At 62.8% G+C, this 26,811-nt stretch carries 24 protein-coding genes; 8 read left to right on the top strand and 16 right to left on the bottom strand.

Translation table 11 applies throughout. The features are described 5' to 3' along the window. Positions 1-6: 6 nt before the first annotated feature. From QQL28_RS10670 to QQL28_RS10660, 3 genes are all read right to left on the bottom strand, one after another. The gene (locus QQL28_RS10670; protein ID WP_284264597.1) at positions 7-735 is read right to left on the bottom strand and encodes a Crp/Fnr family transcriptional regulator; all 729 of its coding nucleotides are present in this window, start codon (positions 733-735) and stop codon (positions 7-9) included. A 285-nt stretch (positions 736-1,020) separates the two neighbouring features. Beyond that, positions 1,021-1,155, bottom strand: coding sequence for a hypothetical protein (locus QQL28_RS10665; RefSeq protein ID WP_284264595.1), 135 nt, complete (start codon positions 1,153-1,155; stop codon positions 1,021-1,023). Positions 1,156-1,255: 100 nt separating this feature from the next. Beyond that, the gene (locus tag QQL28_RS10660) at positions 1,256-1,969 is read right to left on the bottom strand and encodes a Crp/Fnr family transcriptional regulator (RefSeq protein ID WP_284264593.1); all 714 of its coding nucleotides are present in this window, start codon (positions 1,967-1,969) and stop codon (positions 1,256-1,258) included. Positions 1,970-2,126: 157 nt separating this feature from the next. Between QQL28_RS10660 and QQL28_RS10655 the strand changes: the two genes are divergently transcribed. Continuing rightward, positions 2,127-2,444, top strand: coding sequence for a c-type cytochrome (locus tag QQL28_RS10655; protein WP_284264591.1), 318 nt, complete (start codon positions 2,127-2,129; stop codon positions 2,442-2,444). Here the strand turns inward: QQL28_RS10655 and QQL28_RS10650 are convergent. Continuing rightward, positions 2,423-2,665 carry a hypothetical protein gene (locus QQL28_RS10650; protein WP_284264589.1) on the bottom strand — a complete coding sequence of 81 codons (243 nt, stop codon included), beginning with the start codon at positions 2,663-2,665 and terminating at the stop codon, positions 2,423-2,425. The genes QQL28_RS10655 and QQL28_RS10650 overlap by 22 nt on opposite strands. Before the next feature lie 162 nt (positions 2,666-2,827). Here QQL28_RS10650 and QQL28_RS10645 point away from each other — a divergent pair, with 162 nt between their 5' ends. Together QQL28_RS10645 and QQL28_RS10640 are read left to right on the top strand one after the other, a co-directional pair. Continuing rightward, positions 2,828-6,424 (top strand): autotransporter outer membrane beta-barrel domain-containing protein, encoded by a 3,597-nt coding sequence (locus QQL28_RS10645; protein ID WP_284264587.1) that lies wholly within the window; start codon positions 2,828-2,830, stop codon positions 6,422-6,424. Between the two features lie 367 nt (positions 6,425-6,791). After that, on the top strand, positions 6,792-7,226 hold the full coding sequence (locus QQL28_RS10640) for a hypothetical protein (RefSeq protein ID WP_284264585.1): 435 nt from the start codon (positions 6,792-6,794) through the stop codon (positions 7,224-7,226). An 805-nt stretch (positions 7,227-8,031) separates the two neighbouring features. Here the strand turns inward: QQL28_RS10640 and QQL28_RS10635 are convergent. After that, positions 8,032-8,166: a hypothetical protein gene (locus QQL28_RS10635; RefSeq protein WP_284264583.1), complete on the bottom strand. Its 135-nt coding sequence runs from the start codon at positions 8,164-8,166 to the stop codon at positions 8,032-8,034. Positions 8,167-8,201: 35 nt separating this feature from the next. Here QQL28_RS10635 and QQL28_RS10630 point away from each other — a divergent pair, with 35 nt between their 5' ends. Then, positions 8,202-8,624, top strand: a complete 423-nt coding sequence (locus QQL28_RS10630) for a lipocalin-like domain-containing protein (protein WP_284264581.1) — start codon at positions 8,202-8,204, stop codon at positions 8,622-8,624. A gap of 201 nt (positions 8,625-8,825) precedes the next feature. On the opposite strand, the gene QQL28_RS10625 is transcribed toward QQL28_RS10630, so the two are convergent. The 6 genes from QQL28_RS10625 to QQL28_RS10600 all read right to left on the bottom strand — a co-directional run bounded on the left by QQL28_RS10625 (position 8,826) and on the right by QQL28_RS10600 (position 16,923). Beyond that, complete coding sequence (locus tag QQL28_RS10625) at positions 8,826-9,815, bottom strand: ABC transporter substrate-binding protein (protein ID WP_284264579.1); 990 nt, start codon at positions 9,813-9,815, stop codon at positions 8,826-8,828. Between the two features lie 181 nt (positions 9,816-9,996). Further along, positions 9,997-11,100, bottom strand: a complete 1,104-nt coding sequence (locus QQL28_RS10620; RefSeq protein ID WP_284264577.1) for an ABC-type transport auxiliary lipoprotein family protein — start codon at positions 11,098-11,100, stop codon at positions 9,997-9,999. Positions 11,101-11,103: 3 nt separating this feature from the next. Then, the gene (locus QQL28_RS10615) at positions 11,104-11,883 is read right to left on the bottom strand and encodes an ABC transporter ATP-binding protein (protein ID WP_284264575.1); all 780 of its coding nucleotides are present in this window, start codon (positions 11,881-11,883) and stop codon (positions 11,104-11,106) included. A 2-nt stretch (positions 11,884-11,885) separates the two neighbouring features. Further along, a complete protein-coding gene (locus tag QQL28_RS10610; protein ID WP_284264570.1) occupies positions 11,886-13,022 on the bottom strand; it encodes an MlaE family ABC transporter permease in 1,137 nt (378 codons plus the stop codon). Between the two features lie 175 nt (positions 13,023-13,197). After that, entirely contained in the window at positions 13,198-15,891 is a 2,694-nt protein-coding gene (locus tag QQL28_RS10605) for a bifunctional acetate--CoA ligase family protein/GNAT family N-acetyltransferase (protein WP_284264568.1), read from the bottom strand. 189 nt (positions 15,892-16,080) lie between these two features. Continuing rightward, positions 16,081-16,923 (bottom strand): universal stress protein, encoded by an 843-nt coding sequence (locus tag QQL28_RS10600; RefSeq protein WP_284264566.1) that lies wholly within the window; start codon positions 16,921-16,923, stop codon positions 16,081-16,083. Positions 16,924-17,100: 177 nt separating this feature from the next. Here QQL28_RS10600 and QQL28_RS10595 point away from each other — a divergent pair, with 177 nt between their 5' ends. Genes QQL28_RS10595 through QQL28_RS10585 form a run of 3 tightly spaced genes read left to right on the top strand, consistent with a single transcriptional unit; the run spans position 17,101 to position 20,621 of the window. Next, positions 17,101-18,084 (top strand): zinc-dependent alcohol dehydrogenase family protein, encoded by a 984-nt coding sequence (locus QQL28_RS10595; RefSeq protein WP_284264565.1) that lies wholly within the window; start codon positions 17,101-17,103, stop codon positions 18,082-18,084. A 12-nt stretch (positions 18,085-18,096) separates the two neighbouring features. Next, positions 18,097-19,638, top strand: coding sequence for a bifunctional aminoglycoside phosphotransferase/ATP-binding protein (locus tag QQL28_RS10590; RefSeq protein WP_284264563.1), 1,542 nt, complete (start codon positions 18,097-18,099; stop codon positions 19,636-19,638). A gap of 8 nt (positions 19,639-19,646) precedes the next feature. Continuing rightward, a complete protein-coding gene (locus tag QQL28_RS10585; protein ID WP_284264561.1) occupies positions 19,647-20,621 on the top strand; it encodes a CHAD domain-containing protein in 975 nt (324 codons plus the stop codon). Here the strand turns inward: QQL28_RS10585 and QQL28_RS10580 are convergent. After that, positions 20,618-22,459, bottom strand: coding sequence for a PHA/PHB synthase family protein (locus QQL28_RS10580; protein ID WP_284264559.1), 1,842 nt, complete (start codon positions 22,457-22,459; stop codon positions 20,618-20,620). The two genes, QQL28_RS10585 and QQL28_RS10580, sit on opposite strands and share 4 nt — an antisense overlap. Positions 22,460-22,493: 34 nt before the next feature. Then, positions 22,494-22,862, bottom strand: coding sequence for a hypothetical protein (locus tag QQL28_RS10575; RefSeq protein ID WP_284264557.1), 369 nt, complete (start codon positions 22,860-22,862; stop codon positions 22,494-22,496). 180 nt (positions 22,863-23,042) lie between these two features. Here QQL28_RS10575 and QQL28_RS10570 point away from each other — a divergent pair, with 180 nt between their 5' ends. Beyond that, on the top strand, positions 23,043-23,771 hold the full coding sequence (locus QQL28_RS10570; protein WP_284264555.1) for a CBS domain-containing protein: 729 nt from the start codon (positions 23,043-23,045) through the stop codon (positions 23,769-23,771). Between the two features lie 21 nt (positions 23,772-23,792). Here QQL28_RS10570 and QQL28_RS10565 read toward each other — a convergent pair whose 3' ends face one another. From QQL28_RS10565 to QQL28_RS10555, 3 genes are all read right to left on the bottom strand, one after another. Further along, complete coding sequence (locus tag QQL28_RS10565; RefSeq protein WP_284264554.1) at positions 23,793-24,248, bottom strand: RidA family protein; 456 nt, start codon at positions 24,246-24,248, stop codon at positions 23,793-23,795. Between the two features lie 125 nt (positions 24,249-24,373). Next, positions 24,374-26,056, bottom strand: a complete 1,683-nt coding sequence (locus tag QQL28_RS10560; protein WP_284264551.1) for a benzoate-CoA ligase family protein — start codon at positions 26,054-26,056, stop codon at positions 24,374-24,376. A 140-nt stretch (positions 26,057-26,196) separates the two neighbouring features. Beyond that, complete coding sequence (locus QQL28_RS10555) at positions 26,197-26,688, bottom strand: MarR family winged helix-turn-helix transcriptional regulator (protein WP_284264549.1); 492 nt, start codon at positions 26,686-26,688, stop codon at positions 26,197-26,199. Positions 26,689-26,811 lie beyond the last annotated feature (123 nt).

The raw sequence follows: 26,811 nt of genomic DNA, 5'->3' as shown, positions 1-26,811 counted from the left end.
ACGTCATCACCCGCCTTCGAGACCGCTTTCGGCGAGCTCGCGCAACGCGTCGATGTCGAGCACGACGATGGCGCCATGCTCGAGGCGGACCCAGCTCCGCGCGGCCCACGCCCGCAACTGCTTGTTGATGCTCTCGCGGGTCATGCCGACCATCTCGCTGATCTCCTGCTGGGTGATCGCGAGGGTCCCGCTGCCGGAGTCGAGCTTGCGCTCCTCGGTCAGGCCGAGCAGCGCACTGGCAAGCCGTCCCGGCAGGTTCTGCAAGATCACCTGCTCGACCTGCTGGCTGGTCCAGCGCAGCCGGCCGCACAGCAGCTCGATGAACTTCATCGCCAATTCCGGCTGGCTCTTCACGAAGGGAAGGAAGTCCCGGCGATCGATGATGTAGAGCTCGCAATTGGTGTTGGCGGTCGCGTCTGCCGACCGTGGCGCACCATCGAGCACCGCAATCTCTCCAAAAATTTCACCCGGGCCGATCAGATTGAGGATCGCGTTGCGACCATCGGGCGAAGAAGAGGAGATTTTCACAGTGCCGGAGACGACGGCGAAAAGGTTGTTGCCGGGATCGCCCTTCGCGGCGATCGTCGCGCCGCGCTTGACGGTGGTGTGCTTGGCATAGCGGCAGAGCTGATCGAGCGCATCCGGCTCCAGATCAGCGAAGATCGGATGCTTGCGCAGCACCGATAGTTTGTTGCCCGACGACTGCCGGGGATCGCTGGTCTTATCCTGAGCCACGCCGCCGCACTCCTAGGACTGCGAGGTACTGAAGTTCCTGCGTAGTCAACGTTACCGGGCTTTTCAACCGGAAACCACATATGCACTTTTGGACAAGTGTCGGGAAACCGACCATTCCCGCCACCCGAAATTTGCATCCACAGGCTGCATCAAGGCTTTACGCGCGATGCTTAGTTGCAGATTAACCATGGTGCGGCCATGTACCGCGCTCGCCCCCCGAGCCAGGATGGACGCTCAGCCAACGCCATTTCAGGTCATGCCAATGCGGCCATGACCTCGGCCACCTCAATGTTTGAGGGCCGTTTCGTTCGACTTGAGCTGGTTGGGCCTTGTTTGGCGGTCCGCCCACGCCAACACCGCCGCGAAGGCGACGAAGACGGTCATAACGGCAATGGTCATCAACAGCGCATCGATCGGCATGGTGCCCCCTGAGTTTTCAACGGCCCGGGCATTATGCGTGGCGGCCGATCGCCGTCGTTGACCGTGATCAAAAATCAGCGATCACCAGGAAAGAGATCTCTCAGGCTGCCGCCAGGGCCTCGGCGCGCGCCGGGTCGAGCAGGCTGATACCGCCATGGATGATCTCGATCACGCCGACGCGCTCGAGCCTGGTGAAGGTGCGGCTGACCGTTTCGATGGTGAGGCCCAGATAGTCGGCGATATCCTGGCGGCTCATCGGCAGCGGCACCGTGTTCGACGGCCCGTTGAGCGGTATCAGTTGCTCGCGCCAGCCGAGGAGAAAGGTTGCAACCTTCTCCTCCGCCGAACGGCGTCCAAGCAGAACCATGTGATCGCGGGCCTGGCTCAATTCGCGCACGGCCAGCTCGTTGATGCGGCGCAGGAGATGCGGCCTCGCCTCCATGAAGCGGCCGAACGCAGCCTTGGCGAACTGGCAGACTGTCACGGCGCCGATCGCGTCCGCGGAAAAATTGTGGCGACCGGAGACATTCATTCCCAGGAAGTCGCCCGGCAGCGCGAAGCCGAGGATCTGCCGTCGCCCATCCGGCAACAGCTTGTAGAGCCTCATCACGCCTTCCAGAAGATTGCAAAAGGATGTCGTGACGTCCTCTTCGGAGAACACCGTCTCTCCGGCGGTAAAATGCACCCGGCGTCCCAGATGCTCGAACTCCCTGAGTTCAGCCGCATCGAGCGAAGCGCACACGCTGAACTCACGTATCGAACACTCCTTGCAGAAATGCCCATTGGGTTCGATTGCAACCAGGGAAGACTTCATCCATCGCTCCAGCCAGGCGCAGCCCGCTTCGGCCTCAAGCCTGAGTCTGCCGCGCGTCGGCATTTTACTGCCTTGTCGCAAACCCAGTTGACCCAGATCAATTTTGCAGCACGCCGCCTCCGTATTCTCCGTGCCGGCCCGTCGAGACCACGCCTCCATGCTGCAATTCGCGCTTCGTCAGATCCTGATCGCGCTTCTCCTCGCCACGCCAGCCCTCGCCGCCTCCAAGGCCGAGCAACGCGGCGAGGCCTACGCGCGCGCCAATTGCGCGCGCTGCCATGCCATCGACCGACACTCGGAAAGCCCGCTGAAGATCGCTCCGCCGTTCCGGACGTTGCATCAACGCTACCCGATCGAAACCCTCGGAGAAGCGCTCGCCGAGGGCATCTATACCGGCCACGCCGACATGCCTGCCTTCGAGCTCGATCCGGACCAGATCCACGATCTCCTGTCTTATCTGAAGACGCTGGAATAGCGGAGCGCCAGGGCGTTGAAACCCTTGACATCAGGAAATGTCTCGGCCGCGTCGGGGGAAACGAGCTTCACTACCGCGGCCTGTACATCTCCGCTGATAAATCGATCGAGCGGGCTGGCGTAGCTGACCGAAAGCTGTGCTCGGTCAGCAATGCTGTCCACTATGTAACCCGGCAGCAACCATGAAGCGAGAAGTTCAAAGCCACTGGTTGCCTGCCACACTTACGACAACCTCCCGCCGAAGCTGGAGTTGTTTGATCCAGCTGAGTCGGTGTTCCGAGTTTTGCGCGTCACGCCAATCGGTCTGACGCAATGAATATGTTCGTGCGTCTGACAACCGGGCGCTGCCTTTCCATTTGGTGATGTGACCTTGATGGGGCAGTGATGAAGCGTGGAGCCGTCGCTCTCGACACTACCGTGTCGGATGCTTGCGCCTGGAATGCGATAAAATACCGAGATCGCCTTGCAGTCGTGACTGTCGCCCGAAACAAACTGGCGGGTAGCCCCGATCGATTTCAACTCCTCCGCCCCTGGTTACTATCGAGCGTTTCGTTAGCCGTTGTTGCCACTACCGCCGCGGTCGACGCGGGGCTGTCACCGGCGCTTGCGCTGAACGAATGTGGGCCACTCGTCCTTGACAGTGCTAGCTGCGCGCCGGCCGGCAACCCTTATCCGACCGGCATCGGCTACGATACCAACAACGGCTTGGGCGGCACCCCCATCAACCTCACGCTTCTGCCGGGTGTCATTGTCACCATCCCCGCCGGTGCAGGCGGCGTCAATGCCGTCAACGCCGCTAACTCCACGGGCGTGACTCCGGGTAGTGCTAACATCAGCATCACTGCGGATGGCGTGACCATAAACAACACAGCCAATCCTCTTACGGCTAACAACACCGGACTACGAATACAGTCCAGCGGCGACGCCATCATTACGGCAACGAACACCACAATTAACGTGGCCGGCACCGCAAGCGAGGACGCGATCGTGGCGTTCGCAATGCCAAACGCTGCGGGAATTCCTCATCTGGCCAGCGTAACCTGGAGCGGCGGGAGCCTAACCTCCAGCGGAACGGAAGCGACCGGCATCCAGGCGGATAACCGCGGGATCGGCAATGCCACAATCGCTGCTTCCGGAAATATCACGGGCACCCCGGGCGTGGGCGGAGCAGGTTTTTACGGCTTGATCGCACATGCCGGTGACTCGTTCCCGTCGGGCGTGAGTGGGGCCGGCGATGCGTCCGTGACATTCAATAGCGGCACGATCAGCGTGTTTGGAAGGAAACCACGTGGTATCGTCGTATGGGCCGAGGGCGACGGGTCGGCTGTAGTCACCACCGGTCCCGGCACGGTTATTAACGTCAGCGGCTCGAATAATCCCGGAGTGGATCCCCCCACCTTACCTCTGAGTGCGGCAATTGCTGTCCAGCTAGACTCAGCCACGGCCGCGAATGGTCGATCGATAACCGCGAATGTGGCCTCGACGATCACGAGTTCCGGGGCCACGATCCCTGATCCCAGCTTTTTCAGCAACCCTGTCGGCATCCGAACCATTAGCTACGTGGATGCGCCGACCACTGTGACCTACACCGGCCCGGGCATCACGACTCACGGCGGGGGCGGCGCCGGTATCATGGCTCTTTCCGGCAGCGGCAGCATTACGGTGAATGCCTCCGGGCCGATCAACACGACGGACGGCGCCAACGCGGTCGGCATCCTCGCCGATAGTGGCACGATACTCTCTCAAAAGAGCAGCTTACAGACCGACACCACCACGATACGTCAAGGCAGCGCTTTGCGCACCTCGACGACCGGATCGGTGCAGGTCACCGCGAGCAACGTCTCGACCTTGGGAGAGTTCGGCACCGCAATCAGCGCGACCGGCGGCAGCGGTGGTGTGACGGTCAACATCCCATCCGGTGGATCAATCATGGGCGGCTGGCAGGCCGACGCGACGAGCCTCGGCTCGGTCCATGGTCTGCCGGCTGCTGGCATTGTTCTCGGTTCGTCCGCTGGCGCCGCGACCCTGACCAATGACGGCACCATCGGCGCCTTGTCCGATCGGGCAGTCGCCAGCAGTCCGCTCTTCCCCAGCAACAACACCAGCATCATCAACAACAGTGATGGCACCATCACGGGCTTCGCGCAGCTCGTTGGCGGCAACAACAGCATCATCAACAACGGTACCTTCAACCTGCGCCACTTCGCCGACACTGATGGGGACGGTGTGCGCGACACGCTCCGCGTCGCGGTTACGGATCTTGGCCCCGGCATCTTCACCAACAACGGAACGCTGGCGATGCTCGGCGGTCCTGGCGCGACCATGCTCGATGCCACCGGCCAATATCTGCCGTTGGGTCTGACCTTCAACAGCATGGCGCTAGGCGGCCCCGTGCAGGGGCAGATTCTCGGAGCGACCACGTTCACCAATTCCGGCACCATCGATCTGCAGGCAAATCTCGTTGCCGGCGACGTATTGATGATCACTGGCGGGCGTGGCGGCTCCGCACCCGGCATTGGCGGGGGTGGCACCTTCATTTCCAACGGCGGGACGCTGAAGCTCGACACCGTGCTGAACCAAGGCGGCCCCGCCTCACAATCCGACGTCCTGGTGGTCGACGGCACATCGGTTGGCCCGGGCGGCGCGACAAGCATGTCAATCCGCAACGCCGGCGGCACAGGTGCGCTCACCGTCGGCGACGGCATCCTGGTGGTGCAGGTGCTCGACCCCAGCCGTTCGGCACCCGGCGTTTTCGCGCTCGCTGGCGAGGTGCGCGGCGGCGCCTTCGACTATGATCTCTTCCATGGTGGCCTCAACGGCAGCAATCCTCAAGACTGGTTCCTGCGCTCGACCTTCATCGTTGGACCACCGATAGTGGTGCCGCCCGAGCCGCCGATCTTGCCACCCATTCCGCCACCGGAGGTGCTGCCGCCGGGTGTCTTCCCGATCATCGGACCGGAGCTTGCCACCTATGGCGTGGTGCAGCCGATTGCCCGGCAGATGGGGCTCACCACCCTCGGCACTTTGCATGAGCGCGTCGGCGATGCGGCAGCGGACGCCGCGTGCTTGAATGCCATGCCCGACAACAGCCTCATCACCAAGGCCCCACCCGTCCTGTACGGCAACTGCCGGCAGGTGGTCTGGGGCCGCTTGTTCGGCCAGCAGATCGACAACCACTACCAAGCCTTCGCCGACCCGCGCGCCAGCGGGCAGGTGGCCGGCATCCAGGCCGGCGCCGATCTCTGGCGCGGCAGCTTGATCCCGGGCCATAGCGACAGCACCGGCGTCTACTTTGCGTATGGCAACGGCAATGTGAACGTGGATGGCCTCGTCACTAACACGGCGGCGACAGCCTATGTGCTGCAACACACTGGTTCGGTAAATCTCAATGCCTATTCGGTCGGGGGTTACTGGACGCACTATGGTCCCGGCGGCTGGTACATCGACGCGGTGCTGCAGGGCTCGTTCTACAACGGCAACGCATCGACGCAGTTTGCCAACCTGCCGATCAGTGGCGCGGGCTTCAGCTCCTCGCTGGAGGCGGGCTATCCGATCCCGCTGCCGTGGCTCGGGCCGCGCTTTGTGCTGGAGCCGGAAGGCCAGATCATCTGGCAGCAGGTTTCCTTCCGCGACGCCGATGACGGCTTGGGCCCGGTCGGGCTCGGCACCACGTCCGGCGCCAGCGGGCGGCTCGGCCTGCGCGGCAAGTGGACCATCAATGATCCCGCCGGACGGGTGTGGCAACCGTACGTGCTCGCCAATGTCTGGCAGGACTGGGGTGGCAACGCGACGACGATGTTCGGCGTCGACCCGGTGCCCTTGATCGATCAGGCAACGCGGCTGGAGTTCGCTGGAGGCCTCAGCGCGAAGATTCTTCCCGGCCTCAGCCTCTATGCCCAGGCCGGCTACCAGTTCGCCACCTCCAGCCAGCTGCGCCGTGACGGCGTCAAGGGCAATTTTGGCGTCCACTACGCGTGGTAGGCCTTTTTGCGGATCGTCTCAAATCTGTTGGAGGTCTGCTAAGGGTCAAAAGCGCCGGTCGAGAGCCGCGCCGCCGAAGTCCGGTCCGCCCTATGGAGCGGACCTTACGCGGGTTTCGACCATCTTCGCCTTCGGACCAGAAACGGTCTATCGAGGCTTTAGCGTGAGCGTGGACGTCCGAGGAGCACGTCTTCAAGATGGACCATCGCCGTAGTTTTGCGGATCTTTCGCCACGAATCAGGATTCTCAATCAGCTCGCCGTTCCGAGGCCATCCCGCGGAATAGCGGGGCCTGCGACTATCGCCCGGACTCTCTCGCGCGTTGGCTCCATTTCCTGAGGGGTAGAGTCCAGTAGGAGAATTGATCCATGGCGAACATCGAGAGATTTCCGAGAAACATGGCGGTAGATCTGGCCAAGCTCGAAGCGGATGTCACGGCGGCGTCGGCTGGGGCTGCACCCCCACCTCTATCCGGGCCATTGCCTGACTACGTCGAGCATCGCGAGGGGGTTTCGCGTGTCGGCCAGCTCACTGCCGAGGCCGTTGTGCGCGACTATGAGGCCGCGGCCAAGGAGATCGAAGCCATGGGGACCGAGTTGATCAGCGCGGCGAAAAAATGTGAGGCGATGACCGCCGAGGTGCACACTACCATTGCCTTCATGCGAGATACCGCGGCCTCATATCGCGAGGAAGCCAAGAGGATTTTCAAGCGCATCGAAGAGTGTGCACTGTTTACAGAAGATGTTCGCAAGACTTGCGAAACGGTCAAACGCCGGATGATGGAGGACAGAAGTATCGCCTGATCCGCACGTCGCCGCACACGAACAGGCTGACCAGCCCCCTCTCGGACCCGCGCGCGAGCCGGGATACAGTTGGGCTGCGGTCAAGGAAAGGCTCGGGATATCGAGAACGGCTTGCTCGATCGAATTCCGGTCAGCCCCGCAGACTTGGCCCATATAAAAGACCGTCGATTGAGACGGCCTCACTTTTGACGGAGGAGAAGGGACGGCCATCCGTTTTATGATATAGTCAGAGGACGACCGGAGACGATCGAATGTGGTGGCTTGTCTTCACCATCTCGATTGCTTCGATATCGCTTGCCGGAAAGATGGCCCAGGAGCGCGCAAGGACGTTCCGGCAAAATGGCAAACGCCAAAGATCAAACGCATGTCCGTTATTGGCAAGGAGGCCGAGACATGAGGATAACGAACGTAGCGTTCGCTCTCGGAGCTACCTTGGTGCTGTGCAACCTGGGGACGTTTGGTGCCCCTGCCCAGGCGCGGGAGGCCAAAGTCGTTCGTGAACCACGAGAAAGGCTTGTCGTCAGGGTGCCCGTGGAAAGACCTTACTGGGATTCTTATATCGTTCCACGATATCGCTATCGCCCTGAGGACGACCGGGTCGATCCAAACGGCCCGCCCGTAGTGCCGGTGATACGCGATGGGAATCAGGAGATATATCTTCCGGCTTGGAACTGGTAGGACGCCGAGATACAAGCGCGCACTGTGATGCTGGCGTTGTGGCTCATGTCGGCTATGCGTCACAGGCCCTCGAACACGGGGCGACGTCCGCTTTCCCCTCGGAAGCCGACGTTTATGAGCAGGCGCCCTAGACCGATTGGACTGTCCAGCCGATCAGCCCCTGCGCGATCCGCGCAAAGGCGGCGTTGAAGGCCTCGACCGCGGCTCCCGGCTCGATCTTGTCGGGCTTCTCGCGTGCTTCCACAAGGCGCGAGGCAATCACCTGCCGTTGTTGTCGACGATCCTCGGAGGAGCAATATGACAGAATTGGCTCACCGATCGAGGTCCCCTGTGGGGACGTGGAAATTGTTATCGTTTCAATACGAATTCGAAGACAGCGACCAACGAGACGAACCACTAGGTCCCAATCCGGTCGGGTATTTGGTTCTTACCGAGGAACGCCTCATTGCGTTAATGACTGCACGCGAAAGGGCGATGGATGCAGCAGCTGGCGAGTTGCTCGAGGGCATGATCGCATATTCAGGTCGCTACAGGCTGCAAGGCGACGACTGCTTCATCACAACGGTTGATAGCGCGTGGCGACCGGCCTGGATCGGGACCGAGCAAGTTCGCTTGTTCAAAATTGAAGGCGACATCTTGTCGGCCGCATCACCGCTCCGAGAGGATCCGAAATACCCGGGACGGCGCATCCGTGGCGTAGCGATTTGGCGAAAGGACTAACCGTTCTGCGTACCATCCGCGTAGCCACCACCGATCTGTGTGCCGGCTTCCAGCAATCCTTTGCATGCTCGGCCCTCCCGCAACCATCAACGCTGAAAAGTTCAAAAAAGCTGAAGTGCGGTAGGTAATCTGAATTTGGACGCGAGAGGCAGAACGACCGCACATTCTCGTATTGGTCTCCGAAGTTTGTGACCAACCGACTCATTCGATTACGAGATCGGGGATGAGTTGCAAAGGCACAACAATTCCAAGCGCCCTCGCAGTCTTAAGATTGATCACGATGTCGAATTTCGTAGGATACTGCACGGGCAGGTCGGCTGGTTTGGCCCCCCTCAGTATCTTGTCGACATAGACCGCGCCTTGCCGAAACTGATCCCGCTCGTCAAATCCATAGGAAATAAGGCCTCCCTCCTTGGCAAAGAAGGCGAATGGATAAATCGCAGGCAGCCGATACCGCGCTGCTAACGCTACTATGAGCTGGCTGTTCGCAAAGCTGACGACATTAGGCGCGACAATAAGACCGGTGCGAGTTTCTCCTGCGAAGTTGGCGAGAGCGCTTTCGATTCCGGCGCTGTCATGCACGCTGAGATCAAAAAGCCTGATGTTGAGCGAGGGGGCTGCCTCTTGAGCCGACTTCAGGTATCCGAAGTTCGGCGGCTCGGGATGCAGAAGCAGTCCGACGCGATCGACCTGCGGTGCCAGCTCGTGCAATTTTTCCAGCCATTTGCTACCCATTGAAGGTTGGAAATTGGCAAAGCCGGTAATGTTGCCGCCTGGTCTCGCCAACTCCTTGACAAAGCCGCTGCCCACAGGATCTGAGACAGATATGAATACCAGTGGGATTGTACGCACCTCCGTCTGAAGGATTGCAGTGACAAGGTTGGAATTGGATACCATGAGGTCGAACCCCTGCCGGAGCAACTCGGTCCCCAATTCCCGGGCACGCGCGGGATTACCCCTCGCATAGCGAACGTCAATGGTGACGTTCTTGCGCTCCACCCAACCAAGCGTCGCTAGGGTCTCTCGGAACGCCTCCACCTGTATTTGCCCGTTCGGATCGTCCTCGGCGTAGGCCATCACGACACCGATGCGCCGCATGTGTTCAGGCGACTGGGCGAAGGCCACCAATGGCCAAGTCGCTGCCGCGCTTGCGAGCAGGCTCATGAACTCGCGCCGCTTCACGTGATCCATTCGGTCCTCCGAGGCAGTGGGATGACGATCCGACGGGAAGTTGCAGAATGACTCTACAACTTATTGGGTCCGGTAGGGAGGGCTGGCCGCAGGTTTGGTCAGGGTCACAAGCCGTCGAAGGCGACCAAGCGGGGCGACGTCCACTTTCCTCTCGGAGAGCCGACGTTTATGAGTACGCCCGCTAGACCGACTGCACGGTCCAACCGATCAGCTCCTTGGCGATCCGCGCGAAGGCGGCGTTGAAGGCTTCGACCGCTGCGGCCGGCTCGATCTTGTCGAGCTTCTCGCTCGCCTCCAGAAGACGCGAGGCGATCACCTTGCCGTTCTTGTCGACGATCCTCGCCGAGAGGCCGATCTCGGCGATGGGATCACCGTCGGTCGAGATCCGGAAGCGCCTGACGTCGATCAGGAGCTGATGGTCCGCCTGCCCGACATCGCTTGCCCGCAACGGGGCGTGCGCGATGTCATAATTCTCGAAACTGTCGATCAGCCTCGCCTGGAGCAGCTTTGGAATGCTGTCGGCCCACAGGAACTCGGCAAAGCCGGGATAGTCCTTGACCGGTGAGAACAGCATCCGCTGGGTCTGCAACATCGCGACCGCGGTCGGTTCGGGGATCGCCAACGGCTCCGACAGGGTCTTGCCAACGGCCCCGAGGTTCTGCGGCGCGCGAAGATCGAAGGTGATCTTCTGCACCGGCGTGCCGCCGCCCGTCAGCCGCTCCAGCCCGGCGACGATGCCGTCGAGCTTTCCGGTGTTGCGGGCTAGCCCGTCCGAGAAGGTCTTGAAATTGGCGATCGTATCCTTCAACGGACCGGAGTTTTCCTCCAGCACCGAATCCACGCGGCGCAAAGCGTCGCGTGCCGCCTGGGTCATGCTCTGACCGGCACCCGCATCGGCGATGAGCACCGGCATCTCGCCCGGCTTTGCGATGATCATGCCGCCTTCCAGCGCCACCACCGGCACGCCGGTCAGGCCCTGGAAATCGAGCCCGACCCTGGTGTCGGCGCGCACCGGCGTGGTCGATGCCACCGAGATCGTCGCATCGACGAAGCGCGGATTGTCCGGCGCCAGCGCGAGCGCAGTGACCTCACCGACGCGGATGCCGTTGAACAGCACGCCGGCGCCGACCAGAAGTCCGGGCACCGGGCCCTGGAATTGCACGTGGTAGCTGGCGCGCGGTCCGATGCCGCCGGTGTTGTTCAGCCAGTAGATGAAACCGAAGACCGCGAGAATTGCAGCCATCACGAAGGCGCCGATCAGGACGTAGGGAGCGCGGGTTTCCATGTCTCATCTCATCTGGGGTTGCAGCATCTGAGAGCGCTTGCCGTGGAAATAGGCTCGCACCCAGGGATGCTCGGATTGAAGCAGCTCGCGCATCGGCCCGATGGCCACGATCTTTCCATCTGCGAGCGCCGCGACGCGATCGCAGACGGTCGTAAGACTGGCGAGATCATGGGTGACCATGAACACGGTGAGCCCCAACGTCCTCTGCAAGGTCTTGATCAACGCATCGAAGTCGCCGGCCGCGATCGGGTCGAGGCCGGACGTGGGCTCGTCCAGGAACAGGATCGGCGGGTCGAGTGCCAGCGCACGCGCCAGCGCCACGCGCTTGGTCATGCCGCCGGATAGTTCTGCCGGATATTTGTCGCCGTCCTGCGGACGCAACCCCACCATCTCGAGCTTTGCAGTCGCGATCTCGTCCATCAATTGCTGCGACAGGACGAGATTTTCGCGGAGCGGAAACTGGATGTTCTGCCGCACCGTCAGCGACGAGAAGAGCGCGCCCTGCTGAAACAGGATGCCCCATTGGCTCGCGAGGCTCCGGGTGCTGCGGTCGTGCGTCGCGCCGATCGGCTCGCCCATCACCTCGATCTCACCGCTCCGGCGCGGGATCAGGCCGATGATGGTGCGCATCAGAACCGACTTGCCGCCACCGGACGCGCCGACCAGCCCGAGGATCTCGCCGCGGCGGACATCGAGCGACAGATGATCGAGCACGATCTGGCGGCCGAAGCCGACCACGAGATCGCGGACGCGGATCGCGAACGTTTGTGACGTATCCACCATCGTCACATTCCGATCGAGGCAAAGAAGATCGCAAACAGGCCGTCGAGCACGATGACGAGGAAGATCGACTTCACCACCGACGTCGTCGTCTGCTTGCCCAGCGACTCCGCGCTGCCCTTCACCCGCAATCCCTCGCTGCAGGCAACGATGCCGATCACCAGCGCCATGAATGGCGCCTTGAGGATGCCGACCTTGAAATGGGTGACCGAGATCGCCTCGTGCAGCCGCGCGAGATAGATCGCCGGCCCCATGTCGCCGTAGAATTGCGCGACCAGTCCGCCGCCATAGAGGGCGGCAATCGATCCGATGAAGGCCAGGATCGGGAGCGCGATGACGAGTGCCATCACGCGCGGCAGGATCAGCACGTCGACCGGATCGAGCCCCATGGTCGAGAGCGCATCGATCTCCTCGCGCATCTTCATCGAGCCGAGCTCGGCGGTATAGGCGCTGCCCGAGCGCCCGGCGACCATGATGGCGACGATCAGGACGCCGAGTTCGCGCAGCACCAAAATGCCGACCATGTCGACGGTGTATGACTCGGCACCGAACCTGCGGAAATGGAAAAAGCCCTGCTGCGCGATGATCGCGCCGATCAGGAAGGTGATGAGGATGATGATCGGGATCGCCTGCCAGCCGATGCGGTAGAGCTGGTAGACCAGCGAGGTCAGCCGCAACGATCGCGGCCGCCGCACGACGCCGATCAAGGCCATGAACAGCGCACCCAGCATTTGCAGGAAGATCGCGATGTCTTCCCGCGCGCCGACCGTGGCCTTGCCGAGATCGTTCAACCGCAGCAAAGCCGCGTTGGGTGCAGGAACCGGCGCCGGATTGTGCCGATTGACGTGACGAACCTCGTCCATGAGGCCGCTGTAATTGTCGGCAACGCCGACGATCTCGGCCGGGCTGCCCGTCGAGGGGCTCCGGCGGGACAGTTTCTCCAGCAGCCACGCGCCGAGCGTATCGAGCTCGCTCACCCCGCTCATGTCCAGCTTCACGGCCCTCGACCGATCAACATCGGCCTTCACCGACCCGGACAGCGCTTCGAGCTTGGAGACATTGGCTGCGATCCAGGACCCGGCCGGGCGCAGTTCGAGCACGTCGCCTGACGGCATCGCCGCCAACAGGGGTTCAGCGTTCACGATCACATCCTCCTCGGGACGACCGGTCCCAAGCTGGTGCGTTTCTAGGCCGACGCATGGCAGTCAGATTGACCTGCCTCAAGCCAGCCAGAACCTCTCCATGCTTGACGCAAATCAATCGTGACGCGGCGCGCTCATAAGGCGCGATGACGATTTACCCCAATCTCATCGCGGTCTAGAGTTTCAGCCGTACGTCGCAGATGTCAGGCTCGACCGGGTCCGGCTTCACCTCGAAGCCGAGCTGCCGGCACATGTCGAGCATCAGGATGTTCTCCTGGAGCACATCGCCCGATATCACCTTCAGCCCTTCCGACCTCGCATATTCGATGATCAGCTGCATCAGGGCCCATCCTAGTCCCCTGCCCTTCAGGTCGGATCGCAGCAGAATGGCATACTCGCCGTTCTCATAGATCGAGTCCGAATGGATGCGGACCGCGCCGACCATCTCGCCGGTCGCTTCGTCGAAAGCGATGAAGGCCATCGCGCGGGCATAATCGAGCTGGGTCAGGCGCGCGATGAACTGATGGGTGAACTCCTTCATTGGCGCGAAGAAGCGCAGGCGCAGGTCGTGCGGCGTCACGTGCTTGAGGAATTCGTGAATGGTCGGCTCGTCCTCGGGACGCATCGGCCGCACGCAGATGCGCCAGCCCTCCTTGAGCTCGAGGTGACGCTCCCACTGCGACGGATAGGCGCGGACGGCAAAATTGCCGGGCCCCGTGCCCTTGAACTTTCGCTGCGGCGCCCCGACGGCGACGCGCGCATCAACCGCCGTCACCCCCGTCTCATCGGCAAGCAGCGGATTGATGTCCAGTTCGCGGATCTCGGGAATATCGGCGGACATCTGGGCGAGCTTGACCAGCACCATGGCAACGGCGTCCTGCTTGACGGCGGGCACATCGCGATAGGCGCGCAGCAGGCGCGAGACGCGGGTGAGCTCGATCAGGTCGCGCGCGAGCTGCAGGTCGAGCGGCGGCAGCGCCAGCGCCTTGTCATTGATGATCTCGACCGCGGTACCACCCCGCCCGAAGACGACGACCGTGCCGAAGGTCGGATCGTCGGCAAGGCCGAGGATGAGCTCGCGCGCCTTCGCCTTCACGACCATGGCCTGCACGATGACGCCGGAAATGCGCGCCTCGGGGCGCAGCTTCCTCGCCCGGGCCAGGATATTGGCGGCAGCCGCACGCACGGCTTCCGGCGTGGTCAGGTTGAGGACGACACCGCCGACATCGGACTTGTGCACGATGTCGCGCGACAGGATCTTGAGCACGACGGTGGCGCCTCGCGCGAATATTTCCCTGGCGTAAGTGACCGCCTGCTCGACATCGGCGGCCGCATAGGTCGGCACCATGGTGATATCGTAGGCCTCGAGCAGCCGCTTGATCTCGACCGGCTCGAGCCATTTGCGGCCGTCCGCGATGGCGGCCCTCACGATCTGTCTGGCGGCTTCAACGTCCGGCGCAAACGCGTCGGGCATCGCCGGCGGCACCTGCGTGATCTCCTCGACCAGCTCGCGATGCCGCACCAGATGCATGAAGCCGCGCACCGCGTCGTCTTCTGTCGGGTAGTTGGGGATGCCGGCACGTGAGAGCGTGTCGACGATTGTCTGATCGGCTCCGACCCAGGCGGCGAGCACCGGCTTGGCCCAGCTACGATGTTGCTCGCGGTATTTCGTGACGAGTTCAGTCACCGTGGTCGCGATTTCGGAAGCGGACGCGATCGCGGTCTGGACATTGAGAACCAGCACGGCGTCGTTGCCGGGATCGGCGAGCAGCACTTCGAGCGCAGCCGCGTAGCGCGAGGCGTCGGCATCGCCGACGATGTCGACGGGGTTTGCGCCCGACCAGGTCGGCGGTAGCACCGCGTCGAGGTTTTGCCGCGTCTCCGGCGTCATGGGCGCGGGAATGCCGCCGAGCTCGACCAGGCGGTCGACCGCGAGAACGCCGATACCGCCGCCATTGGTGAGAATGGCAAGCCGCTTTCCGCTCGGCGATTCGACGCGCCCGAGCGTCTCGGCACAGTCGAACAATTCGCGCAAATCCGACACGCGCAGGATGCCGGCGCGGCGGAACGCCGCGTCGTAAACGGCATCGGCGCCGGCGAGAGCACCGGTATGCGTCGCGGCCGCGCGCGCGCCTTGCGCCATGCGGCCGGACTTCACGACGACCACCGGCTTCACCCGCGCCGCGGCGCGCGCCGCCGACATGAATTTGCGCGCGTCCTTGACGGCCTCGATGTAGAGCAGGATCGCGCGTGTCTTGTGGTCGAGCGCGAAGTAATCGAGGAGATCGGCGATATCGACGTCGAGCTGGTCGCCGATCGAGACAATGCCGGAGAAGCCGACGCCGCGCTGCGCCGCCCAGTCCACCATGCCGGCAGCGATCGCGCCCGACTGCGAAATCAGCGCCAGGCTGCCTGCGCCTGGCATGTGCGCGGAGAAGCTCGCATTCAGGCTCACGCCGGGCATCATGATCCCCAGACAGTTGGGACCGATCAGCCGCATGCCGTATCTCTGCGCCGCTACCAGGGCCGCCTCTTCGAGGGATCCGGGACCATGCCCGAGGCCCGCGGTCACGATCAGCGCACCCGCCGAGCCACGGCGCCCGGCCTGCTCGATGATGCCGGGGACCTCGCTCGCCGGCGCGGTGATGGCAACCAGCTCCGGCACGAATGGCAGCTTGTCGAGGCTGCCCACGGCGGGAACGCCGGCAATCTCGGCATAGCGCGCGTTCACGAGCCCCAGCTCGCCCTCGAAGCGCGCCTTGCGGATGTTTTCCAGGACCGCACGACCGACCGACACGCGGCGCGGGCTGGCCCCGACGATCGCCACCGATCGGGGCGACAGCAGATTCTTCAGACGATAGGTCGACATGTCGCAATCATTCACTCGGCGCCAGGCCACATGCTTGGAACCCGGCCATGACAGATGGCTAAAGCACCAAAAGCGCGATGAGATTGGGATGAATCATCATCGCGCTTTAGGTTTTTTTTTGAGCATGATCTTTGCGGAAAACCGCTTCACACTTTGCGCTAACGCGGCCCTTTGGGTCCGGATCATGCTCTAGTGCGACATCATAACCCAACAAGGTGGATCGCCGATGACGGTCTTGGTCACGCCGCCCCAGACGATCTCGTTCAGGCGGGAATGGTGGTAGGCCCCCATGACAATCGCATCGATGGCGTGCCCGCGTGCCCAGCTCGCCAGCACCTTGCCGATCGAGCTGCCGTCGATCCGGACGGCGTCAAAGGACGCGGGAACCCCGTGCTCCCGGAGGTGGTCGACGAGGCCCGTCCCGGACGTCATGACGTCATCGGTCTGTTCGTCGGTGACGGTGACGATCCGCACCGAGGCCGCCGCCTGGAGGATCGGCAGCGCATCGCCCACGGCCCGCGCCGCGGGCGCGGAACGATCCCACGCAATCATGACGTTCTCGAATTCAACCCGCAGCTTGTCGGCATGCGCTTCGGGGCAGAGCAGAAGAGGCCGGCCAGATTCGAAAATCAACTGTTCGACCAGGCGTTCCGACCGGCTGTCGTTGGCCTTGACCGGGACCAGCGTGAGATCGCTGTAACGCGCTCGCTCCGCCACCGCCGGCGCAACCGCCGCCGCCTCCAATTTGTGCAACTGGCCGTCAGCGCGAACGTCCAAGCGGGATGCCGCAGTCCTGAATGCATTCAACAGGTCCTGGGCCCCCGTCACGCTGCGCACAGCCTGAGCCTCCGCCGCATTATCCAGGTCCGACGAGATCACCACCTTCGGCCGGACGAAAATATCCTCCTCGACGGCGAACGCGGTGATCTTCGCACCGAGATCGGCGGCAGCCGCAACGCATGTCTCGATCGCGGCCAGTGCCGGCTTACTCGGCTCGCCAACAAGCGGCAGAAGGACGTCCTTGATGGGCATCGGGATTCTCCTCTGTCGGCCAAAATAGACCGCCTCCCCGCGCGGCCCTTGATCCTTGTCAAAGCCGAGGGGGACGCCGGCCCGCAAGCCGACGACAGGACTTGATGGACATCAAGGACTTGCCGTGCACCTACCTTAGGATCTAGGTGATTGCTGCGATGCGCTCCGGAGAGACTGATGCGCGCGATGGTGCTACCCGGCCCGCGAGCGCGGCTGCGGATGGATGAGCGGCCCGACCCGATCCCCGGCGATGGCGAGATCCGGGTGAAGGTCAGCGCCTGCGGCGTCTGCCGTACCGACCTTCATGTGGTCGACGGCGAGCTGCCCGACATCCGCTATCCGATCGTCCCCGGCCATGAGATCGTCGGCCGCGTCGACCTCATCGGGCCCGACGTGACGACGCATCGGGCAGGTGATCGCGTCGGTATCCCCTGGCTTGGCTACACCTGCGGCACCTGCCGGTTCTGCCGCGAAGGCATGGAAAATCTCTGCGATCGTCCATTGTTCACGGGCTGCACCCGCGACGGTGGCTATGCGACGCACGCCATTGCCGATGCGCGCTACGCTTTTCCGCTTGGCGAGAACGGCGACGATGTCGCGATCGCACCGCTGCTGTGCGCGGGCCTGATCGGCTGGCGTTCACTGGTGATGGCAGGAAGTGCAGAGCGCCTCGGGATCTATGGCTTTGGAGCTGCCGGTCACATCGTCGCCCAGGTCGCGGTGTGGCAGGGGCGATCGGTCTACGCCTTTACGCGCCGAGGCGACATCGCAGCACAGGATTTTGCGCGCGATCTCGGTGCCGCCTGGGCTGGGGCTTCGGACGAGCCGCCCGATGCGCCACTCGATGCCGCGATCATCTACGCCCCTGCCGGCGAGCTGGTGCCGGCCGCCTTGCGCGCGGTCCGCAAAGGCGGCCGCGTGGTTTGCGCCGGCATTCACATGAGCGACATTCCGAGCTTCCGCTATCATTTGCTCTGGGAGGAACGACAGCTCCTCTCCGTCGCCAACCTCACCCGCCAGGATGGATTGGATTTTCTGAAAATCGCGCCGCAGGCCGGCGTCCGGACCGAGACGACCGTCTTTGCACTGAGCGAGGCCAACGAGGTCCTGGACAGGCTGCGGAGCGGGCAACTCCTGGGAGCGGCCGTGCTGCGGCCCTGACGATATCGGCACATGACGCTCTCTCACCCAGACAATTCGACCCAGGAGCGGATCTTCGCATTCCTGACTGATCCGACCACGCATCCCGGCGTCACGCGGATCGATACGCACGCAGCATCGGTTTTTCTCGATCGTGATCGCGCGTTGAAGATCAAGCGGGCCGTGCGCTTTCCCTTCCTCGACTATTCGACGCTGGAGAAACGAAAGGCAGCCTGCGAGGAGGAAATCAGGATCAACCGGCCTTTGGCACCGCAAATCTACCGGCGCATGGTGGCGATCACCGAGGATCGCGACGGCTCGCTGAGAATTGAAGGGGACGGCCCGGCGATCGAGTTCGCCGTGGAGATGACCCGCTTCGACGAAAACCGGACGCTGGATCACCTGGCAAAAGCGGGGCCGTTCGATGCGCATCTCGCCACAGCTATCGCCGATGCCATCTCCGCCTCGCACGCGATCGCGCCGCGCGTAGAGGCACCTCGCTGGATTGAAACGCTCCCGGCGCTGATCGACGGAAATAGCGAGGGTCTGCGGCGCGGCGGCCATGTCTCGACAACCGAGATCGATGCGTTGGCGCAGGCTTCACACGACGCACTCCTGCGCGTTCGGCAGCGGCTCGAAGAGCGAGGTCGCCAGGGTTTTGTGCGACGGTGCCACGGCGATCTGCATCTTGGAAACATCGTCGAGATCGACGGTCGGCCTGTCCTGTTCGACGCGATCGAGTTCGATCCTGAGATGGCTTCGATCGACGTGCTCTATGATCTCGGATTCACGCTGATGGACCTGCTGCACCACGAGCAGCAGCCGGCAGCAAATGGCGTCCTCAATCGCTACCTCGCGACGACCGAGGTCGAAAATCACGACGCGCTTGGCGTGCTTCCTTTGCTTATGTCGATCCGCGCGGCGATCCGTGCCCAGGTATTGCTCGCGAAGCAGGCGCGGCCTCATGCCGCAGAGAGCACGATTCTCAAGGACGCGCGCCGCTATTTTCGGCTGGCTCAGGTGCTGATCGATCCTCCGGCTCCCCGCCTGATCGCAGTCGGCGGCCTTTCGGGGACCGGAAAATCTCTGCTCGCACGCATGCTCGCGCCCCTCGTACCGCCACAGCCCGGAGCCGTCGTGCTGCGCAGCGACGTCATCCGAAAACAGCTGTTTCAGGTCAGCGAAACAGACCGGCTGCCGCCATCAGCCTATCAGCCCGATGTCACCGCGCGGGTCTATGACATACTTGCAGAGCGCGCACGGCGCGTTCTGCCGCAGGGACATTCGGTCATCGTCGATGCAGTCTTTGCGCAGCAGTCCGAGCGGAACGAGGCGGCCGCATTGGCCCGGGCGTGCAACGTCCCCTTGAGCGGGTTCTTCCTGGTTGCGGACCTGGCGACGCGCCAGGCGCGCATCGGCAGCCGACGGGATGACGCGTCGGACGCAACGCGAGAGGTTGCCGAGCTTCAGGAGCACTATAATATCGGCGATCTGGACTGGGCGATCGTCAACGCCTCAGGAACACCAGAGCAGACGCGCGACCGTTGCCGGATCGGGATGGCGGGGGACAGGTAACCAAGGCGATGGCGCGACCCATCACGACACCGGAGGCTCCCGCCCGCGTTAAGCCGGCATCGGCACGGAACACCTCGCCGGCCCGCCTGAGCGCGGGAATGGCCTGCGATACCGCATTTCGAATCGTCGCCCGCCGTCACCTCAATGCAATCATGGTCCAGCACGAGGGGACGTGCGGCGGCGATCCCGACGCCCTGCACCAGATTCGCATAGCGCTCACGTATCTTCGCACGGCCATCCGGTTCTTTTCTCCCATGGTTGACGACACCGTGCGACCGTCCGTCTGGACCGAGCTGAAATGGCTGCACAGGCAACTCGGCATGGTGCGCGATCTGGATGTCGTAATCGAGCGCATAGTGGCCGCCAGCGCCGAGGAACTCGCCGTGATTGCCGAGCTTCAGTCGTGGCAGGAAAAGCGGGCCGAAAGCCATCGTCTGTTGGCACGGGCGCTGCGATCGGTCCGATATCGCCGCCTGATCGAGCAGACGTCCGGCTGGATCGAGAGCGGACCCTGGTCGACCAGACGAACCAAAGAGGCCATCAGATTGCGCCGCGTCCCGCTCGCCGAACACGCCGCGCAGCAACTGGCCGAGTGGGAAAAGATCCTTCTGAAGCGGTCCCGCAAGCTCGACGAGCTCGGTGTGAAGAAGCGGCATCGGTTGAGGCTTCGCAACAAGCGGCTGACCTATGCGATCGAGTCCCTCGAAGACCTGTTTGTCGAGGAGTCGCTTGAAAAGCAGAAGGCCATCCTCAAACAATTGCGCCGCGCACAACGCAGCCTGGGGCAGCTCAATGACGACGCGAGCGGCCGCGCCCTTGCCAAGACGTTAAATGATGAAGGCTCGGTTGTAAGCTTCGACTTCCTCGGTCGCTCGCGGAAGAAGAAGCTGCTGAAGACGGCGGCGACTGCCTACAAGAAGCTCAACAAGGCGAAGCCTTTTCGAACCTCACGATTGAAGCTCGGCGCGGAGCCTGCCGACTAGGTCAGAACGTAATCGCCGGGTGCATCCGGCAGATGATCGACATTGCCGAGCCCCATGCGAGGGGGTTCGCAGAGGTCGCCGGACCGCGCGAGGAGCCATCTGGTCCATTCCGGCCACCACGACCCCTCGACACGCGGCGCGAGATCGAGCCATTCGTTACGGCCGACATAGGGTGCGTCTGCCGCCTTGGTCATCACCTGATAGCTGTGCCCCGGCTCGCCAGGCGGCGCCACGATCCCCGCATTGTGGCCGCCGCTAGCCAACAGGAAAGTGACGTCGGCGTCGATCTGATAGTGAATCTTGTAGACGGATCGCCATGGCGCCACGTGATCCCTCAGCGTGCCGACCACGAACATCGGCGCGTGAATGTCTGACAAGGCGATGTTGCGCCCGTCAACGTGATAGCGCCCCTCCGCCAGATCGTTGTCGAGGAACAGCTGGCGCAGATATTCCGAATGCATCCGATACGGCAGACGCGTGGCGTCCGCATTCCAGGCCATCAGATCGCTCGGCGGCGACCGCTCGCCCAGGAGATAGTCGTGGGACAGCCGCGACCAGATCAGATCGTTCGAGCGCAGGAGCTGAAAGGCTCCGGCCATCTGCGTCGTGTCGAGATAGCCGCGTTCCCACATCATGTCCTCGAGGAACGCGACCTGGCTCTCGTTAATGAACAGCGTCAGCTCGCCCGCTTCGGTAAAATCCGTCTGCGCGGCGAGGAGCGTGATGGACTTCAGGCGGTTGTCGCCGTCGCGCGCCATCGCCGCGGCGGTGATCGACAGCAAGGTTCCCCCTAGGCAATAGCCGAGCGCATGGACCTTCCGACGCGGCTGGATGCAGGCGATCGCATCAAGCGCCGCCTTTACGCCCAACATCCGATAATCGTCGAAGGCGACGTTGCGGTCATCGGCGCAAGGATTGCGCCACGAGATAGCGAACACGGTAAAACCCTCGCCGGTGAGATACTTCACAAGTGACTTCTGCGGCGACAGATCGAGGATGTAATACTTCATGATCCAGGCCGGGACGATGAGAACCGGTTCGGGCCGGACCTTCCCGGTGGTCGGGCAATACTGGATCAACTCCATCAATTCGTTCCGGTAGACCACCTTTCCCGCGGTGGCCGCCACCGTCTTGCCGACCACGAACTTTCCGTCACCGGCCAATTTGTTGGCGGAACGCATCGGTACAAGGTCGCTCCACCAATTCTGCCAACCCTGCACGAAATTCTGGCCGCCGCTTCGAAAGGCCCTTTGCAGCACTTCGGGATTGGTTGCAGCAAAATTCGACGGCGCCAGCATGTCGAGGACCTGGCGCACGGAGAACTCCACGACCACCTCGTTGGCGGGTGCCACACCTCGGACGCCGGTCGTCGCCTTGTGCCACCACTGCTCGCTCAGCAGAAACGCCTGAGCCAACAGGTTGAACGGACGATTGTCCCATTCGGGACTGGCGAAGCGACGATCCTGAGCCTGCGGTTTGATGAGGGACCAAGGGTCCTGATCTTTTCGCGATGCATGTGCTGCGGCTTGGAGCAGCCGGCCCGCATCTCGAACGGCGTCCTGCGCAATCTCCATCTGTCGCTGCGGCGCGGCCACAAGGTGCGATCCCCAGTCCAGAAAGGCGAGCGACAAGGCGATCGGCGAGATGCCGCCGGTCAGCCGCGCCAGCGTCGCATGCAAGGCTCGGTCAACCGGATAGGATTCCGCCGATGAGGTCGGGTCGACGGCCACCGCTTCGGGGGTTGAAGCCTCAGTGCCTGCTGGCGCGTCGGCAATCGGATCCGCCACGAGCGCGGGCTCCTCAGCCCGCTGGAGGAGAGAGGTCTTTCCGGCGCTCATGGCTCGCATTTCGTCGGCATTTCCGATTTCGGGCTCAATTGCGAGACGTAACATTGAACAGGCCGGTGGTGGTCGCGATCACTCTGTCGCCGTGCCTGAAAATCCGATCGCAGTCGCGGCGGATGAAATCGAGCTGATGCTGACCGCATTCGGCGCAGAGCGTTTTCCAGTCCTTGACCGAGTGCGAGCCCGCCAGTTTCGAGATGAACTCCGCGAACAAATGCGTCTCGGTCTGCGTCCGGTCCAGGAGCTCGTTGGCGACAAAGACCGTCTCGTCGAGGAACAGCCGTTGCGCGCTGAACATGAGATCGCACGCGCGCTGGTTTGCCTCCGCGACCCGCCGGACGGGATCCGATACCAGCCTCTCCGGCGCAAAATCTTGCAGTCTGGCGAGTTCGCTCAAGGTGACCTCCTGGCTGCCCCTGGGACGTTTCAGGTTCCAGAATATGACCATGGGCCTGGCGCACCTTGAGCTGCGTCAAGCGCGGCCACGCCCTCACCGATTGACCTGCGTCAAACCGCCAAGGCCCGCCTGCACTAGGCTCGCGATATCGAATTCTGCCAGGACATGCGGAGCTACACCATGCGCGCCCACCAGATCATGACCCGGTCGGTCATCTCGGTCACGCCCGACACCACCATCGTCGAAGCCGCGAACATCATGCTGAAACGCCATGTCAGCGGCCTTCCCGTGGTCGACGAGACCGGCAAGCTGGTCGGAGTCGTGTCGGAGGGCGACTTCATCCGGCGCAGCGAGATCGGGACCCAGCGCAAGCGTGGCCGTTGGCTGAAGTTCATCCTCGGCCCCGGCCAATCGGCCAGCGATTTCGTTCAGGAGCACGGCCGCAAGGTTTCCGAAGTGATGACGACGTCACCGGTGACCATCACCGAGGATACGGCGCTGGCCGAGATCGTGGACATCATGGAGCAGAACAACATCAAGCGCCTGCCCGTGGTGCGCGGCGACAAGGTCGTCGGCCTCGTCTCTCGCGCCAACTTGCTTCAGGCTGTCGCGAGCCTCGCCCGCCAGGTGCCCGATCCCACGGCGGACGACGATCACATTCGCAGCCGCATCATTGACGCGATGGAAAAGAACGACTGGTGCCCGTTCGGACTGAACGTCATCGTCCGCGACGGCATCGTCCACCTGAGCGGCGTCGTCACGGACGAGAGCGCGCGCCGTGCGGCAATCGTCCTGACCGAGAACATCGACGGCGTGAAGAAGGTGCACGACCATCTGTGCTGGGTCGACACGATCTCCGGCGTCTATCTGAATTCACCGGAGGACGACAATCTCGCCAAGGCAAGCTGACAAGGCAAGCTGATCGGTGTTTCAGCGCGGGATCACGGCGGTGGCTTCGATTTCGACGCGCGCCGCCTTCTCGACCAGCCTGACGACCTGCACGAGCGCCATCGCCGGATAATGCGCGCCAAAAATCTCCCGGTAAATCCGTCCAAGCGCCTTCAGGTTGCCCAGGTACTCGTCCATGTCCACGACGTACCATGTGAGACGCACGAGGTGCTCCGGCCGCGCACCACCCTCGGCGAGAATCGCCGCGATGTTGCTGAGCGTCTGCCGAACCTGCGCGACAAAGCCATCCGCGAGGCGCTCCTCAGCGTCCCAGCCGATCACCCCGCCGGTGACGACGATGCGTCCTTCCGCGGCCACGCCGTTGGAATAGCCCTTCGGCATCGGCCAGCCGGAGGGCTGCAGGATGCGGGTCGGAACTGCATCTTCCCTGATCGGCAGCGTTGCGAGCTGCGGGCTTTTCGGCGTCGTTGCAGACAAGCGTCCATTCCTCTCTTATTTGGTGTCGATACTAAAGCGCGATGAGTCTTGGGGGTATCGTCATCGCGCTTTAGGTTGTTGTTTGAGCATGATCTTTTCGGAAAACCGCTCCACACTTTTCCGGATCATGCTCCAGGCGACGAAGCCGCCGCCTGCGCCATCTGCCGCAGGGCGAAGCGCTTCAACTTGCCCGTCTCGGTCTTTGGCAATTGCGTCACGAACTCGATCGCGCGCGGATATTTGTAGGGCGCGATCTCGCGCTTGACATGCTCTTGCAGCTCGGTCGCAAGCTGTGCGTCCGCCATGACGCCCGGCGCCGGGACCACATACGCCTTCACGATCATGCCGCGAGCCTCATCGGGTGCACCAACGACACCGCATTCGGCGACCGTCGGATGCGTCATGAGCGCAGCCTCGACATCCGTACCGGCGATGTTGTAGCCGGCCGAAACGATCATGTCGTCGGAGCGCGACTGGTACCAGAAGTACCCGTCGGCATCCATCACATAGGTGTCACCGGTGATGTTCCAGCCATTGTGCACATATTTGCGCTGCCGCTCGTCAGCAAGATAGCGGCATCCGGTCGGCCCTCGGACCGCCAGGCGCCCCATCGTGCCCGACGGCACGTCATTGCCGTCATCATCGACGATCTTGGCCTCGTAGCCCGGCACCGGCTTGCCGGTGGCGCCCGGGCGAATCTCGTCTTCCGTCGCGCTGATGAAGATGTGCAGCAATTCGGTCGAGCCAATGCCGTCCATCAATTTGATGCCCGTTGCCTTCAGCCAGGCGTCGAATGTCGGCTTGGGCAAGCTCTCGCCAGCGGACACGCACTTGCGCAAGGACGAGATATCGCGGCCCGCGATCTTGCCGAGCATCGCGCGGTACGCCGTCGGCGCCGTGAAGCAGACCGTGGTCTTGTAGCGCTCGATGGCGCTAAGAAAATCATCCGGCGAGGTCTTCTCCAGGACGACAAAGGACGCGCCGATATGCATCGGAAACAACACGCCACCGAACCCGAACGTGAAGGCGAGCGGCGCCGAACCGATGAAACGATCGTCCTGCTTCGCCCGCAAGATATTATGCGCATAGCCGTCACACACCGCCAGCATATCCCGATGGAAATGCATGGTGCCCTTGGGGTCGCCGGTCGTGCCCGAGGTGAAGGCGATCAGGCAAACGTCGTCGGACGCCGTGTCGACCGCCTCGAACTCGGAGCTTGCCTCTGCGGTCAGCGCTTCCAGGGAGTCCGCGGCACCAGTGCCCCAGTAGACGACGTGCTTCAGCGCGGGCGCTGCCGCTTTCGCCTTCTCCATTTCCTCGGATAGCTTGCCGTCGCACAGCGCCAGCGTGATCTCGGCTTTCTGGATCGGATACAGAAGCTCCTTGGCACGGAGCAGCGGCATGGTCGCAACCACGATGCCGCCGGCCTTGATGACCGCAAGATAAGTCGCGACCATCATGGGATTGTTCGCCGAGCGGAGCAGTACGCGTCCGCCGGTCACGAGACCAAGCTTGCCGACCAGCACGTTGGCAATGCGATTCACGAGCTGTTGCAGCTCGCGATAGCTGTAGCTGACGGAAGGACCGATCGCGCAAGGCGCATCGCCGTGCCCCTCCTCGACCCAGCGATCAAGGAAGTAACTGACGCAGTTCAATCGCGGCGGATATTGCAGCTCCGGCCGCGTGAAGATGAACTCGGGCCATAGATCGCGGGGCGGCAGATGTTGCAGGGCAAAGGTGTCGGCGTGAGCCGTCCCAGCCCTGCCGTCATATGAGCCCGGAAGTTGAACCTTGGCGGCGTTAGCCATCGCACGCTCCTTTCGGATTGGAGAGCACCCGGCAGCACTATCTGAAAATCATTTTAGGCTTAAAATAATTTGGCGCAATAGCGGATTTGGCCATCACGTGCTTTTTCTGGCGGTAAGGGGAGACTTCGCTGCGGAACAGCCTAGGCTCTGCGGCGCGAGGCGGATTTCTGGGCCGAGGCCTTGGTCTTGGCCAGGAGGCGCATCAATTCACGCAGGTCCTTTGGCGTGAGATCGGCAAAGACGTCGGCAATCCAGCTCTCGTGTTCCGCGGCCATCTTGCGAAACTCGGCGCGGCCGAGCTTCGTCAGCCGGATGACCTGGACGCGCCGGTCGGTGTCGGACGTGCGGCGGTCGAGGTGCCCGGATTCCACGAGACGTTCGACGAGCCCCGTGACGTTGCCGTTGGAGACCATCATGCGCTTGGAGACGTCGGACAAGGTCATGCCGTCCGGCGCCTTGTCGAGTTGCGCCATCAGATCGAAGCGAGGCAACGTGACGTCGAACCGCTCCCGCAGGCGGCTGCGTACCTCACCCTCGATCAGGGTCGTGCAGGTCAACAGACGCAGCCACAACCGAAGCTCTTCGGCGTGGTCTTCCGGAAGTTCGACGGCCTTGGTCTCGGAATCGAGCATCGTGGTGCGGTCGCTATGTCACGGCACTGGCGGAGGCGAGCGAACGGTCGTTTTGAGCTTCAAATAATTTCCGCTTCGCCGCAAGTCAAAACGTGCCGAACAACCCGCCGGGGCCGAATTTCT

Source organism: Bradyrhizobium iriomotense, from assembly GCF_030160715.1.
GTDB lineage: Bacteria > Pseudomonadota > Alphaproteobacteria > Rhizobiales > Xanthobacteraceae > Bradyrhizobium > Bradyrhizobium iriomotense.
The sequence above is the reverse complement of the archived record's forward strand: the minus strand, read 5'-3'. Positions and strand labels throughout refer to the sequence as shown.

Coding starts and splice junctions, on each gene's coding strand:
- QQL28_RS10590 (WP_284264563.1), top strand. CDS start 18,097: ATGACGCTCTCTCACCCAGACAATTCGACCCAGGAGCGGATCTTCGCA.
- QQL28_RS10620 (WP_284264577.1), bottom strand. CDS start 11,100: ATGGAAACCCGCGCTCCCTACGTCCTGATCGGCGCCTTCGTGATGGCT.
- QQL28_RS10660 (WP_284264593.1), bottom strand. CDS start 1,969: ATGAAGTCTTCCCTGGTTGCAATCGAACCCAATGGGCATTTCTGCAAG.
- QQL28_RS10585 (WP_284264561.1), top strand. CDS start 19,647: ATGGCGCGACCCATCACGACACCGGAGGCTCCCGCCCGCGTTAAGCCG.
- QQL28_RS10580 (WP_284264559.1), bottom strand. CDS start 22,459: ATGAGCGCCGGAAAGACCTCTCTCCTCCAGCGGGCTGAGGAGCCCGCG.
- QQL28_RS10625 (WP_284264579.1), bottom strand. CDS start 9,815: ATGGATCACGTGAAGCGGCGCGAGTTCATGAGCCTGCTCGCAAGCGCG.
- QQL28_RS10630 (WP_284264581.1), top strand. CDS start 8,202: ATGACAGAATTGGCTCACCGATCGAGGTCCCCTGTGGGGACGTGGAAA.
- QQL28_RS10615 (WP_284264575.1), bottom strand. CDS start 11,883: ATGGTGGATACGTCACAAACGTTCGCGATCCGCGTCCGCGATCTCGTG.
- QQL28_RS10570 (WP_284264555.1), top strand. CDS start 23,043: ATGCGCGCCCACCAGATCATGACCCGGTCGGTCATCTCGGTCACGCCC.
- QQL28_RS10665 (WP_284264595.1), bottom strand. CDS start 1,155: ATGCCGATCGATGCGCTGTTGATGACCATTGCCGTTATGACCGTCTTC.
- QQL28_RS10640 (WP_284264585.1), top strand. CDS start 6,792: ATGGCGAACATCGAGAGATTTCCGAGAAACATGGCGGTAGATCTGGCC.
- QQL28_RS10555 (WP_284264549.1), bottom strand. CDS start 26,688: ATGCTCGATTCCGAGACCAAGGCCGTCGAACTTCCGGAAGACCACGCC.
- QQL28_RS10655 (WP_284264591.1), top strand. CDS start 2,127: ATGCTGCAATTCGCGCTTCGTCAGATCCTGATCGCGCTTCTCCTCGCC.
- QQL28_RS10595 (WP_284264565.1), top strand. CDS start 17,101: ATGCGCGCGATGGTGCTACCCGGCCCGCGAGCGCGGCTGCGGATGGAT.
- QQL28_RS10560 (WP_284264551.1), bottom strand. CDS start 26,056: ATGGCTAACGCCGCCAAGGTTCAACTTCCGGGCTCATATGACGGCAGG.
- QQL28_RS10645 (WP_284264587.1), top strand. CDS start 2,828: ATGAAGCGTGGAGCCGTCGCTCTCGACACTACCGTGTCGGATGCTTGC.
- QQL28_RS10605 (WP_284264568.1), bottom strand. CDS start 15,891: ATGTCGACCTATCGTCTGAAGAATCTGCTGTCGCCCCGATCGGTGGCG.
- QQL28_RS10600 (WP_284264566.1), bottom strand. CDS start 16,923: ATGCCCATCAAGGACGTCCTTCTGCCGCTTGTTGGCGAGCCGAGTAAG.